This is a genomic window from Janthinobacterium sp. TB1-E2 (genome assembly GCF_036885605.1).
Taxonomy (GTDB): Bacteria; Pseudomonadota; Gammaproteobacteria; order Burkholderiales; family Burkholderiaceae_D; genus Janthinobacterium; species Janthinobacterium aestuarii.
Window position 1 is genome coordinate 1,457,681 of sequence record NZ_CP142523.1, and the last position, 17,836, is coordinate 1,475,516.

The following is a 17,836-nucleotide window of genomic DNA, read 5'->3' on the forward strand; positions in this document are numbered from 1 at the left end:
ATCAAGGCTGTTTGCTGCAAGCCTGCTTATTTCTTTTCCTGCTGGGCCTTCTTGATTTCCGCTTCGCTCACTTTTTTCGCTGGCGCATTCGTCGCGGGCGAAGTCGGGGCCTTGCGGGTGGCGTTCGCTTGGGCCATGACGGCGGCGCAGTCCGTGTCGGGGGCTTTGTCGACGTTGACCAGCGGCAGCAGGGCGGCCAGCGGCGTGACGGCTGTGGCCAGGGCCACGGCGGCGCCGGCTTTCAATGCCAGCGGACCTTTTTGCGGGCCCACGTCCGGGTTCTTAAACGTGCCTTTCGCGTACAGCGGCGTGCGCAGGGTGATGATGCGAGCGCCCTTGGTACGGGGGCGCACGTCGAGGTCCAGGGTTTCGGTGGCCAGGTTGACGTTGCCCGTGACATTGACGACGGCCGTGTCCGTATCGAGCACGAAGCGGCGCACGTCCGCCTGGCCATTCGTGACGGCGAAGTCGCTGGCCAGGCAGTTCAGGTGGACTTGCTTGTCGCCAAAGATTTTCACGAAGACGGCGTTGGCCAGGTTCAGGCCAGCCAGTTCCAGCATGAACTGGCTGACGGAGCCTTCGCTGACGGTGGCTGCCAGCTCGCCATTCGCGCTGGCCAGCATGGCCGAGACGGAATTGCCGTGGCCCGTCAGCGCCGCATCGCCATACACTTCACCGAAACTCGCTTGCATCGATTGCAGCTTGGGAAACAGTTCGCGTATCTTGAGGTGGCGCGCCGCCACCTTGGCTTGCGCGGCGATGGTCTTTTGACGGCCGTCGAGCGTGATGTTCGAGGTGATATTGCCGCCGGCCATGCCGAAATTGAGCGGCGTCAAACTCAGCACCTTGTCTTTCATGCGGATGTTGGCGACGATATCGTTGAGCGGGATATCGTGCGTGCGTACCAGTTTCTTGCCCGTGAACTTCACGTCGGCATCGAGCGCATCCCATTTGGCCGTGTTGAACTGTTCCACGGGTAACGCTTTATTGCCGGGCTGCACGGGCGCCTTGCCGCGCGCCTGTTTGCGCGCATTGCTGTCGGCGCCGATGGTGGGGCCCAGGTCTTCCAGGCGCAGCTGCTGCGAGGTCACTTCGCCGCGCAGCAGGGGCCGCGGCTGGCGTGGCAGATATTGCAGGGTGCCGGCCAGGTCGCTCTCGCCTACCGTGCCCTTGAAATTCTGGTAGGTCCAGTTCCAGCTGGCACCGTCCTTCTTGCCCAGCAGGCGACCCTTGGTCGCGTAGTCCGGCGTTTCCGGCAGCAGCACGCCCGTCAGCGGGTACAGGTCCGCCATGCTGGCGCCAGCGAGGCTCAGCTGCAAATCGATGCCGGACAGCGAGCGCGGGTCCGTCAGCGTGCCATCGATGCTGGCCTTGTTCTTGCCCAGCACGGCATGCGCCTGCACGGGATACACGGTGTGGTTGTCGGTCAATGACAGCACGGCGCCCGCCTTGCCGCCGCCCGTCACGGGCGCCTTGCGGTAGCTGCCGCCCAGGGTGAAGGCGATGCCGTATTTCTGCACGGGCGCGCTGCCTGGCGCATCGCCGGGCGTGGCGTCGGGCGCCGTCGAGCTGACCTTGGCGTGCACGTCGAGGGCGATGCCTTCGTCCAGATAGCGGATGACGCCGTCACCGAAGGCCATGCGCTGGATTTCCACGTCCCATGCCGAAGGACCGTTGTCTTTCAAGGTCCAGCTGTTGCTGCCATCGGCGCGCCGCTGCAGGGCAATGTTGGGCGCCTGGAACGCCAGGTCCGTCAGCACCACGCGATGCTGCAACAGGGGCAAGGGATGGATGGCCACGTCGATACGTTTCGCGCTGGCCAGTTGCGGGCCGGCCGTCGCCCAGTCCGGGTTGCTCATGCGCACGTCCTGCGCGCTGATGACGGGCCGCGGCACGTAGCGGCGCCAGCCCGGCTCCGTCTTCAGCCCCTGCTGCCATTTCACCTGCAAATCGCCGCCGATGACGAAGTTGCGGCCCGTGCTTTCCGACACCTTTTCGTTGATGTAGGGGCGGGCGCGGTTCCAGTCGAAGGTCAGCACGAAGATGACGACGATGGTGATCAGGGCGAGCAGGGCGGCCAAGCTCCAGCCGAGGATTTTGAGCGGGGTTGAGCGTGTCATGAGGTTGCCAATCGCAGTGATTTTTTCATCAAGGTAGACCGATAGGCCATAACAGTCGGTGCGCTGGGTTACGTAAGACACCTCGCTTGAAATGATTCAATAATTCGACTATTATTGAAATATGGAAAATGAAAACTCAATCGCGGCTCAAGCCGAGCCACTGACGAGCACGGCCGCCATCGCGGCCCTGGCCGCGCTGGCGCAGGAATCGCGGCTGGCCGTGTTCCGCCTGCTGGTGCAAGCGGGGCCGGAAGGCATGGCCGCGACGAAAATCGCCGAAGCGCTGGCGATCGCGCCATCGTCGCTGTCGTTTCACCTGAAAGAACTGGCGCATGCCAATCTGGTGACGGCGAGCAAGGCGGGCCGCTCCATCATCTACGCCGCCAACTATGCGGGCATGAACGGCTTGCTGGCCTTTTTGACCGAGAACTGCTGCGCTGGCGCGCCTTGCTGCGTCAACGAACCCACTAACTGAAGGACATCACGACATGACGATCACGATTTATCACAACACGGCGTGCGGCACGTCGCGCAATACCCTGGCCCTGATCCGCAACACGGGCGTCGAGCCCGTCATCATCGATTACGTCAAGCATCCGCCGACGCGCGAGGAGCTGGTCGACCTGATCAAGCGCGCGGGCCTGTCCGTGCGCGCCGTCATGCGCGACAAGGGCGCCCTGTACGACGAGCTGGGCCTGGCCAATCCCGAGCTGAGCGATGCTGCCCTGCTGGACGCCATGCAAGCCCATCCTATTTTGATCAACCGTCCCATCGTCGTCACGGAACTGGGTGTGCGCCTGTGCCGGCCGTCGGAAAAAGTGCTGGAAATCCTGCCGCTGGCGCAGCAAGGCGCATTTGCCAAGGAAGATGGCCAGGCCGTGGTCGGCGCCGATGGCAAGCCGGTGAAGTAAAAAAAACGGCGCCAGTGGCGCCGTTTTGTATTGCATATAATAAAACTCGATCAGTGATTGCGGTCCACGGCAAACGAGCACAGTTGCAGCATCGATTGCTTGTAGACGCTGTCCGGCCAGCCGGCGATGGCGTCGGCGGCGCGCTGGCCGGCGATTTCCGCCTGCTTGCGCGTGTAGTCGAGGGCGCCACTGCTGGTGATGGCCGTCAAGACGGTATCGAAATGCTGTTCGTCGCCTTGCTCGATGCAGCTGCGCACCAGTTCGCGCTGTTCAGGCGTACCGTTTTCCATCAGCCAGATCAGCGGCATCGTTGGTTTGCCTTCGCGCAAGTCGTCGCCCACGTTCTTGCCGATTTCGGCGGCGTCGCCTGCATAGTCGAGCACGTCGTCGATCAGCTGGAAAGCCGTGCCCAGCGAGCGGCCGTATTCGGCAGCCGCTTCGATATCGTCTTCGCTGGCGCCGGCGATCAGGGCGCCCAGTTGCGCCGACGCTTCGAACAGCTTGGCTGTCTTCGAGCGGATGACGTTCAAATAGCTTTCTTGCGTCACGTCCGGATCGTGCATGTTCAGCAATTGCAGCACTTCGCCTTCGGCGATCACGTTGGTGGCGTCTGAGAGGATTTGCATGACGCGCATATTATTGAGCGACACCATCAGCTGGAACGAGCGCGAGTGCAGGAAGTCGCCCACCAGCACCGACGCGGCATTGCCGAACAGGGCATTGGCCGTCTGGCGTCCGCGGCGCATCGACGATTCGTCGACGACGTCGTCGTGCAGCAGGGTGGCGGTGTGGATGAATTCGACCACGGCGGCCAGTTCATGGTGCGCCGTGCCGCGATAGGCGTGGGCATTGGCCACCAGCAAAATCAGCACGGGACGGATGCGTTTGCCGCCTGCGCTGATGATGTATTCAGCGATCTGGTTGATCAGAATCACATCGGAGTGCAACTTTTGGCGGATCACCGTATTGACTGCATCCATATCGGCGGCAATCGTTTGCACGATGGTGTTTTGGTTAACGTGTTTGTTAGCGTCAGACAAGGCGAACCTGCATTAGATTGTGGGTGCCGCGATTATACGACAAGGCTTGCGCGTGCGTGACGTTTGCCTATGACTGTAGGGCAATTGATTGATCTTGTTGGCACTGGCGCGCGTTTTGCTGTCCGCCTGGCGCAAGCCTGACATGACGGCCGGGTTGTCGACATACCACGATCATCGGCCTTTGTGAATAGTTTTTGACGCAATTTCTCAGTCCGTGTATAATCGCTGGTTCCCCCTGTTGTGTACGGCTTGCTTTGCACGGCAATGGGACAAATTCTTTCAACATTTGATGAGGTTTCAAATCATGTACGCGGTCATAAAAACCGGTGGCAAACAATACAAAGTTGTCGCTGGCGAAAAACTTAAAGTAGAACAGATACCGGCAGACATTGGTTCCGAAATCACCATCGATCAAGTTCTCGCAGTAGGCGCGGGCGACAGCATCAAGTTTGGTGCTCCATTGGTCGAAGGTGCAACGGTACTGGTTACGGTTGTGGCGCATGGTCGCCATGATAAGGTCAAAATTTTCAAGATGCGTCGTCGTAAGCACTACCAAAAGCATCAAGGCCATCGCCAGAATTTTACCGAAATCCAAATCGTTTCGATCAACGGCTAATCGCCGCTGTTTGAATTAATCAGCTATCAAGGAGTCTTAAATGGCACATAAAAAAGGCGGCGGCACAACGCGAAACGGCCGTGATTCAGAATCAAAACGTCTGGGCGTTAAAGTCTACGGCGGCCAAGCTATCAATGCTGGCGGCATCATCATTCGTCAACGCGGCACCCCAGTGCGCGCCGGCGAAGGCGTAGGCATGGGCAAGGACCACACGTTGTTCGCGCTGATCGCGGGCAAAGTGAAGTTCGTTGTCAAAGGTGCTGGCTCGAAGCAATTCGTGACCGTTGTACCTAACGCAGCAGTACCAGCGTAATTCATCGCGGAGCGCCAGTTCGCTCCGCAATGATCGCATGATGTAAGGCGCAAGCCTTCAATCGAAAGGCTCTGCCCAAGGTAGAGCCTTTTTAGTTTTATGGCGGCAAAATTATGAAGTTTATCGACGAAGCAAAAATCGAAGTCATCGCGGGCGATGGCGGCAACGGCTGCGCCTCTTTCTGCCGTGAAAAATTCCGGCCTTTCGGCGGTCCCGATGGCGGCGATGGCGGCAAGGGCGGCACCATTTGGGCAGTCGCCGACCGCAATATCAACACGCTCGTCGATTTCCGCTTCTCCAAAATGCACAAGGCTCGCAATGGCGAGCCTGGCCGTGGCGCAGATTGCTATGGCAAGGGCGCCGATGACATCCACCTGCGCATGCCGGTCGGCACCTTGATCATCGACAACGCGAGCGGCGAAATCCTGGCTGACCTGACCGAGCACGGCCAGACCGAAATGCTGGCCAAGGGCGGCGAAGGCGGCTGGGGCAATATCCACTTCAAGTCCTCGACCAACCGCGCACCACGCCAAAAAGGCGAGGGCAAGGAAGGCGAACGCCGCGAACTGCGCCTGGAATTGAAAGTGCTGGCTGACGTTGGCCTGCTGGGCATGCCGAACGCCGGCAAGTCGACCTTCATTTCGGCCGTCTCGAACGCGCGTCCGAAAATTGCCGATTACCCATTTACCACTCTGCACCCGAACCTGGGCGTGGTGCGCGTGTCGCACGAGAAGAGCTTTGTGATCGCCGATATTCCCGGCTTGATCGAAGGCGCTTCCGAAGGCGCGGGCCTGGGCCATCAATTCCTGCGCCACTTGCAGCGCACGGGTTTGCTGTTGCACATCGTCGACCTGGCGCCGTTTGAAACCAACGTCGATCCTGTCAAGGAAGCCAAGGCGCTGGTCAAGGAATTGAAGAAGTACGACGAGTCGCTGGTCGACAAGCCGCGCTGGCTGGTGTTGAACAAGCTCGACATGGTGCCGGAAGAAGAGCGCAAGAAGATCGTCAAGGACTTCCTCAAGCGTTTCGCCTGGAAAGGTCCCGTCTTCGAGATCTCCGCGCTGAACCATCAGGGTTGCCCGGAACTGGTGAATGCGATTTACCAGCATCTGGAAGAGAAGAAACACAGCGAAAGCCGTGCCGAAGAGACGCAGATGACCGAAGAAGCACGCGGTATCTCGTCGATCGACCCGGATGATCCGCGTTTCAAGATCCTCGACTAAGGCTTTACCCTGATGTCGGTACAGATGGCCGCTGCCGCGTCCGCGCGCAAGCAAGCGTGGCAGCGCCGTGTATTGCATCTGATCGCGTATGCTTACGGGCTGAGCGCGGTCGCCTGTCTGCTGTTCGCCGATGCAATGGCGGCCGGCATGGGCATCTTCCTCAATGGCGTCAATGGCTACAGCCAGTTCTACGCTACTCATGTCGGTGTCTGGGGCGCTACCGCACTCCTGGCGCTGTTCGCGGCACGGCAGGGCGAACCGCCTGTCCTCGGCGATATCACTGCAATGTTGGTCCTGGCGCAGCCCGCCGGCCGTCTGTTCGCGGCCATCAGCTTCGGCTTGCCCCAGGGTTTTGTGTTGTTCATGTGCGCAATGGAGCTGACGGCGGGGCTGGCCTTGCTGCTGCTGCGTCCTGCGCGCTGACGTCTATTAAGTGAAGAGCGCCGCCCCATGGATTCCGTGATTCAAAAAGCTACCCGCATCATCATCAAAGTCGGCTCCTCGCTGGTCACCAACGATGGCCGCGGGCTCGACCATGCCGCCATCGCGCGCTGGGCCGCGCAGATTTCCGGCTTGCGCGCCCTGGGCAAGGAAGTCGTGCTCGTGAGCTCCGGCGCGATCGCCGAAGGCATGCTGCGCCTCGGTTTCGAGCAGCGCCCCACCGATATCCACGAATTGCAGGCGTGCGCCGCCGTCGGCCAGATGGGCCTGGCGCAAATCTATGAAAGCAGCTTCCGCGCCCACAGCCTCGGCACGGCGCAAGTGCTGCTTACGCACGCCGACCTGGCCGACCGCGAACGCTACCTCAATGCCCGCTCCACCCTGACGACCTTGCTGCGCCTGGGCGTGGTGCCGATCATCAATGAAAACGACACCGTCGTCACCGATGAAATCAAGTTCGGCGACAACGACACCCTGGGCGCTCTGGTCGCCAACCTGATCGAAGCCGATGCGCTCGTCATCCTGACCGACCAGCACGGCTTGTTCTCGGCGGACCCGCGCAAGGACCCGAACGCCTACCTGATCACGCAAGGCATCGCCGGCGACCCGGCCCTGGAAGCGATGGCCGGCGGCGCCGGCAGCAGCCTGGGGCGTGGCGGCATGCTGACGAAAATCCTCGCCGCCAAGCGTGCCGCCAAGTCCGGCGCGCACACGATCATCGCTTGGGGCCGCGACAGCGACGTGCTCAGCCGCCTGGCTCAGGGCGAAGCGATCGGCACGGAGCTGCGGGCGCAAACGGGGCAATTGACGGCGCGCAAGCAGTGGATGGCCGATCATCTGCATACGGCTGGCGCCGTCGTGCTGGACGCGGGCGCCGTGCAAAAGCTGCGTCAGGAAGGCAAATCATTGTTGCCGATCGGCGTGACGGGCGTGAACGGCGAGTTCGGCCGCGGCGCCGTCATCACCTGCGTCGACGCGGACGGCGTGCCCGTGGCGCGCGGCCTGTCGAACTACACGAGCGGCGAAGCGCGCCGCATCATGCGCAAGCCGTCCACCGAGATCGAGGCGATACTCGGCTACATGGAAGGCCATGAGCTGATTCACCGCGACAATATGGTCTTGCTGTAGGTCGGATTAGCGTAGCGTAATCCGACAACATTGTTGCCGCGTCCTGTCGGATTACGCGCTGCGCGCTAATCCGACCTACGACGCAACGACAGCGGCCCATTCGGGCCGTTTTTTTTGACTACACCACGGCCGGCATCGGCGACTTGTCCTTGTAGTCGCACAGGTCGGCGATCATGCAGTTCCAGCATTGCGGCTTGCGCGCCGTGCATGTGTAGCGGCCGTGCAGGATGAGCCAATGGTGGGCGTCGTGCAGAAATTCTTTCGGTACAAACTTCAATAACTTTTGCTCGACGATATCGACATTCTTGCCCGGCGCGATGCCGGTGCGGTTCGAGACGCGGAAGATGTGCGTGTCGACGGCCATCGTCGGTTCGCCAAACGCCGTGTTCATGACCACATTGGCCGTCTTGCGGCCCACGCCGGGCAAGGCTTCCAGCGAGGTGCGGTCGCGCGGCACTTCGCCGCCGTGCTGCTCGAGCAGGATCTGGCAGGTGGCGATGACGTTCTTCGCCTTGGTGCGGAACAGGCCGATGGTGCGGATGTAGCTGGCCAGCTCGTCGACGCCCAGCGCCAGTATCTTGGCCGGCGTATTGGCGACCGGATACAGCAAACGGGTCGCCTTGTTGACGGACACGTCCGTTGCTTGCGCCGACAGCAGCACGGCGATCAGCAGCTCGAACGGCGTCGTGTATTCGAGCTCCGTTTTCGGGGATGGATTGGCGGCGCGGAAGCGCGTAAAGATTTCCAGGCGTTTGGCGGCGTTCATGCGTCTTTTTTCGGCGTGTTGGGGGCTGGCGGGGCGGTATCCGTGCTGGCGGCAGCGGCCTTGGCGCGCGCGCGCTCCATGGCGGCGGCGATGATGGCGCGTTTGCGCTCCTTTTCTGCCTGTTCATCTGGCGTGACGGGCACTTCCAGTGTCACTTCCTGCATCTTGGCGACGGCCTTGGCGGCCAGGCGCGCGTCGTTGGCCTCGGCTTCGCGGCGCAGGCGCTGTGTGCGGAAATCGTGGCGCGCGCGCGCGTCGTCGGCCTCTGCCTGGCTCCAGGCATCCCAGCCCGTGGCGTCGCCGCTGACCGGGTACATGACGATGCAGTCGACGGGGCAGGGCGCCACGCACAGGTCGCAGCCCGTGCACAGGCTGGTGACCACCGTATGCATCTGCTTGGCGGCGCCGACGATGGCGTCCACGGGACAGGCCTGGATGCACAGGGTACAGCCGATACACAGCGATTCGTCGATATAGGCGACAGATCGCGGACGTTCGAGGCCGTTGACGGGATTGAGCGGGATGACTTTTTTGCCCAGCAAGCCTGCCAGGCGCGCGATGCCTTGCACGCCGCCCGGCGGGCACTGGTTGATGTCGGCGCTGCCGGCGGCTATCGCTTCCGCATATGGGCGGCAGCCGTTGTAGCCGCATTTGGTGCATTGCGTTTGCGGTAGCAAGTCTTCGATCTGGTCGGCAAGTGAGGGAGGGGCAGGGTGCGGCACGGTCATCTTCGATACGGTAAAACGCCATTATCGGCCATCTGGGGCGCGCACAAGTAAAAACCTGTTTTGCAAGAGGGGATAAGGTGCGCCAAGGCGGGCTGTTGCAGGCGCGCCGCAATCGTATTTTATTTCCAATGGGAATGTCAAAGTGCAAATAAACAACTTTGCAATTTCTTTTTTTTGTGGGAGCATGATTTTATCAAGTTAGTTATCAAAAGCCGACCGCCAGTCCTGTTGCCGCGCCTGCATTGCAATGCGCGCCAGGCCATAGGAGCCAAACATGCGTTTCCTCCGGACAGTTGGTTTGCCCTTCTGTTTGCTCATGCACTCTACACTTGCCCTTGCGTACGGGCAGGCGGCCTCGCCCATGGCGGCGCCGGGCGCTGCCAGCTCGCGCATCGTCCGCTTCGCGGCGGAAGACTGGCCGCCCTTCATTACCCGCAGCCTGCCTGCCGACGGCATGTCGGGCGCCATGGTCAGCGCCGTCTTCGAGCGCCTCGGCTATGCAGTCAAATATGAATATTTCCCCTGGAAGCGCGCCATGCAGTTCGGCCTGGCCAGCCCCCGCTACGCCGGGCTGCTGGCCGTCTGGCGCACGCCGGAACGGGAAAAGCTCTGCCACTTTTCTGTGCCGGTTGGCAATACGCAGGGCGTGCTGGCCTATTTGAAGGAAGATGGCGCGCCCGGCGCCACCCTGGCCGATCTGGGCAAGCTGCGCATCGGCACCGTGGCCGGCTATGCGAATGGAGAACAGTTCGATGGCATGGTGGCGCGCGGCGAGCTGAAGACGGAAGAGGGCTTGAACGACGCGACGAATCTGAAAAAACTGTTGATCAAGCGCTACCGCGTGATCGTCATCGAGCGCCATGTCCTGCAGCATTTGCTGATGGGGCGCAATTTCAGCAAGGCTGAACGGGAACGCATCGGCATCATCGAGTCCGTCTTCAAGGAGCGCCCCGTGCACGTGTGCTTTCAGCGCGATGCCCAGGGCGCGCTGTGGCAAAAGCGCTTCAACGAGGCGGCGCGCGATGTTGACACGGCCCGCCTCGAACGCGATTACTGGAAACGGCTCGACCAGAGCCTGGCTACGGCCCCATCCTCCCCCTGACTTCCCACTGACGTGTGGCGCCACTGTTTCACGTGCATAAAAGAAAACGCCACGCCAGTGTGAACTGGCGTGGCGTTTTGATGGAGATGCCGTGTATCAGCCGTGTTTCTGAATGAATTCACCGATTTTCGGGCAAATGATTTCGCGCCAGCGGCGGCCCGAGAAGATGCCGTAGTGGCCGCATTTCGGCGCCACGAAGTCTTGCTGCATCTCGGCAGGGATGCCGGAACACAAGTCATGCGCCGCCTGCGTCTGGCCGGCGCCGGAGATATCGTCCAGTTCGCCTTCTACCGTGAACAGCGCCACGTTCGTGATGTCTTGCGGACGCACCAGCTGGCCGCCCACTTTCCACGTACCCATCGGCAGGCTGAATTCCTGGAATACGGTTTTAATCGTTTCCAGGTAGTACTCGGCCGGCATGTCCAGCACGGCGTTGTACTCGTTGTAGAACTGGCGGTGGCCTTCCGCCGGCTCGTCGTCGCCCGTCACCAGGTGCATGTAGAACTCGCGGTGGCTTTGCGCATGGCGGCCCGGGTTCATGGCGATGAAGCCGGCGTGCTGCAGGAAGCCCGGATAGACCTTGCGGCCAAAGCCCGGATAGTTCGGCGGCACCGCGTAGATCACGGTGTTTTCAAACCACGAGAATTTCTTTTCCGTCGCCAGGTTGTTCACTTGCGTAGGCGAGCGGCGCGGATCGATCGGGCCGCCCATCATCGTCATGGTTTTCGGCATGTGCGGATCTTTTGCCGTCGCCATCAGCGAGATGGCGGCCAGCACGGGCACGGTCGGTTGACAGACGGAAATCACGTGCAAGTCAGGCGCCAGCAGACGGATGAATTCCTGCACATAATAAATGTAGTCGTCCAGGTGGAACGGGCCTTCCGTCAGCGGTACCATGCGCGCGTCCGTCCAGTCGGTGATGTAGACATCGTGCTCGGCCAGCAAGCCGCGCACGGTGTCGCGCAGCAGGGTCGAGTGGTGACCGGACAGGGGGGCAACCAGCAAAACTTTGGGCTGTTGCAAGCCAGTGGTTTCTTTTTTGAAGTGAATCAGACGGCAAAACGGTTTTGTCACGACAACGTGTTCGCGGATGTCGACGCTCTCGCCTTGGACGAGAACGGATTGGATGTCGAATTGCGGTTTTTCGTAGTCTTTGCCAAGGCGGTACATCAGCTCGTAGCCGGCTGCGATGCGTTGCGAAAACGGGGTGTGGGCCAGTGGAGAAACCGGGTTGGTAAATAACTTGGAGGACATGTCTGCCCATTGCATCACCGGAGTGAGGAAAGAGCGTTGCAGTTCGTGCAGTTGGTAAAGCATATAGAGTCCTTGTTTGATTCCAAGCGCCAATATCGGCTCAAATATCATAATCCAATTTTACGATATTTGTTGAGGACAAAATGTGCTTTACCGCGCATAGATCCACAGTTTGCGCATAGTTGTGACAGCGCGCCACACTTGCATGGATAGACCTGCAACCATGCTTTAAAAGCAAAAAAAGCAGCGTTTCCGCTGCTTTTTGTCTGTTTTTTGCCGCTACGCCCCTGCGGGGAAGAGCCTCCCCCGCAAGAATCGCCGCCGTAGCTGCCGTGCGCTTAGCGCACCAGCATGTCGAGCTTGTCCTTGACGTCCTTGTATTGCTCGGCTTCCGGCAAGGCAGCCTTCGTCTTGGTGATCGAAGGCCAGTTACGCGCCAGATCGACGTTGATCTTGATGAAGGCTTGCTGGTCGCCCGGCACGTCTTCTTCCGCGAAAATCGCGTTCACCGGGCACTCTGCCACGCAGACGGCGCAGTCAATACATTCGTCCGGATCGATTGCCAGGAAGTTTGGGCCTTCCCGGAAACAATCTACCGGGCAGACATCGACGCAGTCGGTATAGCGACAGGCGATGCAGGATTCGGTGACAACGTGGGTCATAACAGTCCTATCAATTTGGGGGAGGTGCTGTAGCGCCTGCAGGAACCTCGGCGGCGCGTACTAAAGCAAAGCATTGTATTTTAAGGCAATTCGCTATTTCTCACAAATCCCGCTTATATACAATACATATAAGCAAATTCATTTTTTGGCAGTGGCGTTGCCGCACAGAGCGGGCAATTCAGCGACTATCCGGGACGTTGCGATGAAGAACGCGGCAAGAAAGCGACAGTCGCCCGATGCGGCAGGGTGCGGGGCGGGCGGCGCGCTGGCTTGCCGTGTGGTGTTTTTGTTTTACCCAAATCAAGATCGGTAAAAATAAGTGCCAAATCGTGCCGAAACTATCAGGCGCTGGCGCGTATTTGCGTCAGCAATTGCTGCCAACGTGCATTTTCAGCACTGCCATCCTCGGCAAACGTGATGGTGCGCCGCGCGTTGGGCGCGTCGACGGTGATCTGCCAGTGGGGAATATCGGCGCCCACCTGTTCGCCCGCCGCCTGCGCGTGCGTGAAAAAGCCGCTGCTGGCCAGTGCCGCTTCCAGCCCGGGGCCAGCCGGATGGGCTTGCGTATCGATCTCGTACTGTTCACTCAGGCCGGCAAAGCCGCCGCTGCTGCGGGCTGAAATTTTCATGCTGCTCCTTGCTGTTGGGGTGGTGGTGGGACGCGCCACGGCCTGCCGCTGTTCCGGCAGGCCTGGATAGGGCGCGCTGGTGCGCTGCAGTGCTGTCTATTTGGGGCCGTAACTGCGGCACCAGGCGGCCAGCGCTTCGCGCTCCGCTTCGAGCAATTGATCCGACTCGCTGTATTCCGCATGGTTCATGGTACCGCAGCAGGCGCGCCTGTCTTGCACGGCGTTGTCTTCGTCGACGACAGCGGGGGCAAATGTCATTTGCCCATCCTCCGTCATGGCATTGGCCTTGAGCACTTCGCGCACGGTAAAGCTGTTGCGGATGAAGTCCAGGTAGGCGCTGTTGCCATCGGTCTCGGCGATCGTCAGCATGTGGCCGGCCACGTCGGCATAGGTGGCGGCCTGGTCGGGCGATGCCACGAGGGCGCGCAGGACGAGGCTGCGCAGGTAGTCGCCGCAGCGGTGCAGCACGGCCGCGTCGTCTTCCAGCTGTGGCTGGCGTTCGTGGGCAAAGATGTCGGCCAGGATGTCGTAGATGGCGCCCGTAAACACTTGCGAGATGGCGTGCACTTCCGTGCCTGCCTCCGACAACTTGATGTCGTTGTCGGCATTGCGCAAGCCGTTCGGCCGGCCCAGGGCCAGGCCGAACTGCTCGGCCAGGTCAGCCAGAAACGTTTTATCGTGCAGGTCGGATTTCGTTTGCGCGATGACCGCTTCCACCTGGTCCAGCTGCGACAGGGCCAGGAAGATGGCCGTCAGGTCACCGAACGATTCGTGCAAGCCGCCCGTCTGCGGCGGGTTGTTGCTGAGCAGCCAGTTGGGCTTGAGGCCATCGAGCACGGCGTGCCCTGTTTCATGCGAGACGATGTCGAGCGAGCGGCAGGTGTAGACGCGCTCGGTGGCGCCGCTGGGGATGAAATCGCCGAACTTGAGCGCCTTGTCGCTGCGGCTGTAATAGGCATTCATGACATTGGGCAAGCCGTGCGGGAACACGCGCAGCGGTGCCGTGTTGCTGGCGCTGTTCCATTGCCAGGGCAGGGGCGGCGCCGTGTCGTTGCTGGCCAGCGCGCGCTGGTACATGGTCAATGTCATGCGCACGATGGCAAACGTGTGCACGGCGTCGAACTGGTCGGTGTTGGGCGAAACGATGAAGTCGCCGAAGGCATTCGGACTGACCTGCGCGATGCCCGGTTCGCCGAACGTGACGCGCGCGTCGCGCGGGCCTTGCAGGATCAGGCCGGGCAGGAAGGTCTTGCGCGTGCCCAGTTCGCTGACGGACGGGTCTTGCTTCCAGATCAGCACGCGCGAACCGACGGGCACGGCGGCCGCGTTGCGCACCGTCGCCTCGGTCAGGCGGGGCGGCCCCGGCTGCAGGGTCAGTTGCGCATTCTTGCGGTGCTGGCGGTACGGCGCCGAGGGGGTGGGGACATAGCCGACGGGCAGGGACACGCATTTGGTCAGTACGGCTTCGACCGGCACGATGACTTTCTGGTCCATGGTAGCTCTCCAAGACACGCGCAGCTGGAACTGGAATAGTCGTCCCGCTTCGGCGTATCCGGTTTGATACGGCGCAAGCGATGCGCGGGAAGGACGGGCTTTTTTAGCCATCCGGCGCCAGCTTCGGCCGCGCCCGCCGCATGGCGGCTGGTATGATGCTGGCCGTATGGCACCCGTTTTTATAATAAAAGGATCGTTTGATGGCGGATATAAATATAGTTCAGCAACATAAGCTGACGGCAGCAAAGGCGCGCGAAGCGGCGCAGCAAGTGGCCGACAAGCTGGCCCAGGAATATGATTTGGCGTGCGCCTGGGATGGCGATGTGCTGCGCTTCGAGCGCAGCGGCGTCGATGGTTCGCTGACCCTGGAAAAAGAGCAGGCGCAATTGCAAATCAAGCTGGGCTTCATGCTCAGCGCCTTTGCTTCCACTATCGAAGGCAAGATTGCCGAGAAGATGCGCAAGGTGTTTACCGAGCCAGCTTGATGGCGTTTGCCCCGCTTGTCCCGCGCCTCGTTTGGTGGTAAAAATGGCGCTGCGGCGGAAGGCGAAAAGACGACGAAAACACGTCGCTTTTCGCCTTTTTTACGTCTGACTGTACGCTAGCGAACATTGCTAGCACATTTCTATTTGGAAAGCCATTGGACTTTGGCGGCTTTTTGCGTTATACTTGAGTCATATTTACAACAGCTACACCGCGTTTCACCTTCTGCTTCGCAGTACTCTCCACTCGCTCAGTGGTGAATAATTCTTCGGGTTTTACACCCGCATCCAGTTAAAAGTAGCTTGGTCGATTTTTTTTCGGTCAAATACATTTGGTGCCATGTATTTGCATGGCGCTAGCGTTGTTAAAAGTCCTGAACCACAGCCTCTTTTAGCACGCACACGGCACCCCGGCACCGGCCTTGGCCATCCGCTGGTCACACGCGTGTCACCCCCTGTTTCCTGTCGCTCCCGTGCGCTTTTTGCGCCGTGGCGTAGCCGACGCAACAGGGTTTGTTGATTCCCGCCGCAAGCTAGCAGGCTTGCTGGGTTTCATTCCATTCGTCAAATCGAGGGAGAACCACATCGTGGCAAAACAAATCATTATCGACCATGTGTTCAAAGTGTTCGGCGACAAGCCAGAAGAAGCACTTGAACTCGTTCATCAAGGCGCCAGCAAGCAGGACATCCTGGCCAAGACCGATTGCACCATCGGCGTTTTCGACGCCACCTTTACCATTGAAGCGGGCGAGATCTTCGTCATCATGGGCCTGTCCGGTTCGGGCAAGTCGACCCTGGTGCGCATGCTGAACCGCCTGATCGAGCCGACGGCCGGCCGCATCCTGATCGACGGCAACGACATCAACACCTTGCCGGATGCCCAGCTGCGTGCCCTGCGCCGCAAGGACATCAGCATGGTGTTCCAGTCGTTCGCGCTGCTGCCGCAAATTACCGTGCTCGACAACACTGCCTTCGGCATGGAGCTGGCCGGCATGCCCAAGCCTGAGCGTCATGCGCTGGCCCAGCAAGCGCTGGAACAAGTGGGCCTGGACGGCTACGGCGCCAGCTATCCCGACGAATTGTCGGGCGGCATGCAGCAGCGCGTGGGCCTGGCCCGTGCGCTGGCTTGCGATCCGTCGATCCTGCTGATGGATGAAGCGTTTTCCGCGCTCGATCCGATCATCCGTACGGAAATGCAATCGGAACTGCTGCGTTTGCAGCAAATCAAGCGCCGCACCATCGTCTTCATTTCGCATGACCTCGATGAAGCCATGCGCATCGGCGACCGCGTTGCCATCATGAAAGACGGCCACGTGGTGCAAGTGGGCACGCCGGAAGAAATCCTGCGCAAACCGGCCAACGATTACGTGCGCAACTTCGTGCGCGGCGTCGATGCTGCGGCCGTGTTTAAGGCCAGCGATATTGCCCGCAAGAGCCAGATCGTCGTGTCCGAGTCGCCGAGCCGCGGCTCGCGCGCCGCGCTGTCGATGCTGGAAGAGCAGGATCGCGCGTTTGCCTACGTCGTCAATCCGCAGCGCAAGTTCCTCGGCGTCGTGTCGGCCGATTCGCTGCGCAGTGCGCTCGACGGCCATGTGGGCCCGCTGGGCCTGGCGCATGCCTATCTGCCTGACGTGCAGACCATCAATGCAGACGAGCCAGTCGCCGGCCTGTTCGGCCAGGTGGCGCAACTGCCTTACGCCGTCCCAGTGGTGGCCGATGACGGCAGTTTCCGCGGCGCCATCAGCAAGACGACCTTGCTGAAGTTCCTCGACCGCGATACGCCAGCCATTGCCGAGCAACAACAGAAAGGACAAGCATGAATCCAAGCACCGTTTCCACAGTAGAAGCTGTTGTTGAACAGCCGGCCGCGCAAATCAATCCCTGGGCGCTGACGCCGCCGGGCGACACGTCCTGGCTGGATGCGGCCGGACCGGCCGTACAGCCGGAACACGCGGCCTCCGGTTTTCACCTGACGCAGATTTTCGACGGCTCGCTGCCGCTGGAAAGCTGGATCAACCAGGGCCTGGGCTGGGTTGTCGCCCATTTCCGTCCTTTCTTCCAGGCCGTGCGCGCGCCGATCGACAGCGTGCTGTCCGGCGTGGAAGGCGTGCTCCTGGCGGCCCCGTCGCTGACGGTCATCGCCATCATCGGCTTGCTGGCTTGGCAATTTACCAGCCGCACCTTGGCCATCGGCACCGTGCTGGCGCTGCTGGTCGTATCGATGCTGGGCATCTGGCCGGAAGCCATGACGACCTTGTCGCTGGTGCTCACCTCCTTGGCCTTCTGTCTGGCCATCGGTTTGCCGCTCGGTATTTTCCTGGCCAGCAGCGACCGCGCGCAGAATATCCTGCGCCCTTTGCTGGACGCCATGCAGACGACGCCCGCCTTCGTCTACCTAGTGCCGGTGGTGATGCTGTTTGGTATCGGTAATGCGCCAGGCGTGATCGTGACAATCATCTTTGCCCTGCCGCCGCTCGTGCGTCTGACCAACCTCGGCATCCGCCAGGTGCGTCCCGACCTGATCGAAGCGGCCCGCGCCTATGGCGCCTCGCCGTGGCAGTTGCTGACGCGCGTGCAGTTTCCGCTGGCCATGCCATCGATCATGGCCGGTATCAACCAGTCGCTGATGCTGTCGCTGTCGATGGTCGTGATCGCCTCGATGATCGCCGTCGGTGGCCTGGGCCAGATGGTATTGCGCGGCATCGGCCGCCTGGACATGGGACTGGCAACCGTCGGTGGCCTCGGTATCGTGCTGCTGGCCATTACCCTGGACCGCTTGACGCAAGCGATGGGCCAGCCACGCCGTGGCGTGCGCCACTGGTACCAGACGGGTCCTGCCGGTTTCGTGCTGCGCCTGGTGCGCGGCAACACGGAGAAAAATAATGTTGCACAGCAAGCTACGCTGGCCGACGCACAATAAGAAAGGA

19 protein-coding genes are annotated in these 17,836 nt (G+C 60.8%); 11 read left to right on the top strand and 8 right to left on the bottom strand.

The genetic code is table 11. From position 1 onward, the window contains the following. Nucleotides 1-26 precede the first annotated feature (26 nt). Entirely contained in the window at nucleotides 27-2,120 is a 2,094-nt protein-coding gene (locus tag OPV09_RS06610) for an AsmA family protein (RefSeq protein ID WP_338680927.1), read from the bottom strand. 121 nt (nucleotides 2,121-2,241) lie between these two features. On the opposite strand from OPV09_RS06610, the gene OPV09_RS06615 reads away from it, so the two are divergent. Both OPV09_RS06615 and arsC read left to right on the top strand, forming a co-directional pair. Beyond that, nucleotides 2,242-2,595, top strand: a complete 354-nt coding sequence (locus tag OPV09_RS06615) for a metalloregulator ArsR/SmtB family transcription factor (RefSeq protein ID WP_319992349.1) — start codon at nucleotides 2,242-2,244, stop codon at nucleotides 2,593-2,595. A gap of 13 nt (nucleotides 2,596-2,608) precedes the next feature. After that, nucleotides 2,609-3,031: an arsenate reductase (glutaredoxin) gene (gene arsC, locus OPV09_RS06620; protein WP_338680928.1), complete on the top strand. Its 423-nt coding sequence runs from the start codon at nucleotides 2,609-2,611 to the stop codon at nucleotides 3,029-3,031. Between the two features lie 50 nt (nucleotides 3,032-3,081). Here the strand turns inward: arsC and ispB are convergent, their stop codons facing one another. Next, nucleotides 3,082-4,071, bottom strand: coding sequence for an octaprenyl diphosphate synthase (gene ispB, locus OPV09_RS06625; RefSeq protein WP_034754644.1), 990 nt, complete (start codon nucleotides 4,069-4,071; stop codon nucleotides 3,082-3,084). A gap of 304 nt (nucleotides 4,072-4,375) precedes the next feature. On the opposite strand from ispB, the gene rplU reads away from it, so the two are divergent. The 5 genes from rplU (at nucleotide 4,376) to proB (ending at nucleotide 7,792) form a co-directional block, all read left to right on the top strand. Beyond that, a complete protein-coding gene (rplU, locus tag OPV09_RS06630) occupies nucleotides 4,376-4,687 on the top strand; it encodes a 50S ribosomal protein L21 (RefSeq protein WP_034754730.1) in 312 nt (103 codons plus the stop codon). A gap of 40 nt (nucleotides 4,688-4,727) precedes the next feature. Next, nucleotides 4,728-5,000: a 50S ribosomal protein L27 gene (gene rpmA, locus OPV09_RS06635; RefSeq protein WP_010395157.1), complete on the top strand. Its 273-nt coding sequence runs from the start codon at nucleotides 4,728-4,730 to the stop codon at nucleotides 4,998-5,000. A 113-nt stretch (nucleotides 5,001-5,113) separates the two neighbouring features. Then, a complete protein-coding gene (gene obgE / locus OPV09_RS06640; RefSeq protein ID WP_034754647.1) occupies nucleotides 5,114-6,223 on the top strand; it encodes a GTPase ObgE in 1,110 nt (369 codons plus the stop codon). A 12-nt stretch (nucleotides 6,224-6,235) separates the two neighbouring features. Then, nucleotides 6,236-6,646 (top strand): hypothetical protein, encoded by a 411-nt coding sequence (locus OPV09_RS06645; protein WP_338680929.1) that lies wholly within the window; start codon nucleotides 6,236-6,238, stop codon nucleotides 6,644-6,646. A gap of 27 nt (nucleotides 6,647-6,673) precedes the next feature. After that, the gene (proB, locus tag OPV09_RS06650) at nucleotides 6,674-7,792 is read left to right on the top strand and encodes a glutamate 5-kinase (RefSeq protein WP_046685445.1); all 1,119 of its coding nucleotides are present in this window, start codon (nucleotides 6,674-6,676) and stop codon (nucleotides 7,790-7,792) included. A gap of 118 nt (nucleotides 7,793-7,910) precedes the next feature. Here the strand turns inward: proB and nth are convergent, their stop codons facing one another. Both nth and rsxB read right to left on the bottom strand, forming a co-directional pair. Further along, nucleotides 7,911-8,558, bottom strand: coding sequence for an endonuclease III (gene nth / locus OPV09_RS06655; protein ID WP_072454273.1), 648 nt, complete (start codon nucleotides 8,556-8,558; stop codon nucleotides 7,911-7,913). After that, the gene (rsxB, locus tag OPV09_RS06660; RefSeq protein WP_072454274.1) at nucleotides 8,555-9,286 is read right to left on the bottom strand and encodes an electron transport complex subunit RsxB; all 732 of its coding nucleotides are present in this window, start codon (nucleotides 9,284-9,286) and stop codon (nucleotides 8,555-8,557) included. Before rsxB ends, nth begins: the two co-directional genes overlap by 4 nt. Nucleotides 9,287-9,602: 316 nt before the next feature. Between rsxB and OPV09_RS06665 the strand changes: the two genes are divergently transcribed. After that, on the top strand, nucleotides 9,603-10,388 hold the full coding sequence (locus tag OPV09_RS06665; RefSeq protein ID WP_338680930.1) for a substrate-binding periplasmic protein: 786 nt from the start codon (nucleotides 9,603-9,605) through the stop codon (nucleotides 10,386-10,388). 96 nt (nucleotides 10,389-10,484) lie between these two features. Here OPV09_RS06665 and OPV09_RS06670 read toward each other — a convergent pair whose 3' ends face one another. The 4 genes from OPV09_RS06670 to OPV09_RS06685 form a co-directional block, all read right to left on the bottom strand. After that, the gene (locus OPV09_RS06670) at nucleotides 10,485-11,705 is read right to left on the bottom strand and encodes a polyhydroxyalkanoate depolymerase (RefSeq protein ID WP_072454276.1); all 1,221 of its coding nucleotides are present in this window, start codon (nucleotides 11,703-11,705) and stop codon (nucleotides 10,485-10,487) included. A 275-nt stretch (nucleotides 11,706-11,980) separates the two neighbouring features. After that, complete coding sequence (gene fdxA / locus OPV09_RS06675; RefSeq protein ID WP_010395176.1) at nucleotides 11,981-12,304, bottom strand: ferredoxin FdxA; 324 nt, start codon at nucleotides 12,302-12,304, stop codon at nucleotides 11,981-11,983. 341 nt (nucleotides 12,305-12,645) lie between these two features. Further along, nucleotides 12,646-12,933 carry a protealysin inhibitor emfourin gene (locus OPV09_RS06680; protein ID WP_034754675.1) on the bottom strand — a complete coding sequence of 96 codons (288 nt, stop codon included), beginning with the start codon at nucleotides 12,931-12,933 and terminating at the stop codon, nucleotides 12,646-12,648. Between the two features lie 96 nt (nucleotides 12,934-13,029). Continuing rightward, on the bottom strand, nucleotides 13,030-14,427 hold the full coding sequence (locus OPV09_RS06685) for a hypothetical protein (RefSeq protein ID WP_034760283.1): 1,398 nt from the start codon (nucleotides 14,425-14,427) through the stop codon (nucleotides 13,030-13,032). Between the two features lie 200 nt (nucleotides 14,428-14,627). On the opposite strand from OPV09_RS06685, the gene OPV09_RS06690 reads away from it, so the two are divergent. The 3 genes from OPV09_RS06690 to proW all read left to right on the top strand — a co-directional run bounded on the left by OPV09_RS06690 (nucleotide 14,628) and on the right by proW (nucleotide 17,829). Then, nucleotides 14,628-14,912, top strand: a complete 285-nt coding sequence (locus OPV09_RS06690) for a polyhydroxyalkanoic acid system family protein (RefSeq protein WP_034760280.1) — start codon at nucleotides 14,628-14,630, stop codon at nucleotides 14,910-14,912. A 584-nt stretch (nucleotides 14,913-15,496) separates the two neighbouring features. Then, a complete protein-coding gene (gene proV / locus OPV09_RS06695; protein ID WP_034760513.1) occupies nucleotides 15,497-16,729 on the top strand; it encodes a glycine betaine/L-proline ABC transporter ATP-binding protein ProV in 1,233 nt (410 codons plus the stop codon). Next, nucleotides 16,726-17,829, top strand: coding sequence for a glycine betaine/L-proline ABC transporter permease ProW (gene proW, locus OPV09_RS06700; protein ID WP_338680931.1), 1,104 nt, complete (start codon nucleotides 16,726-16,728; stop codon nucleotides 17,827-17,829). Before proV ends, proW begins: the two co-directional genes overlap by 4 nt. Nucleotides 17,830-17,836 lie beyond the last annotated feature (7 nt).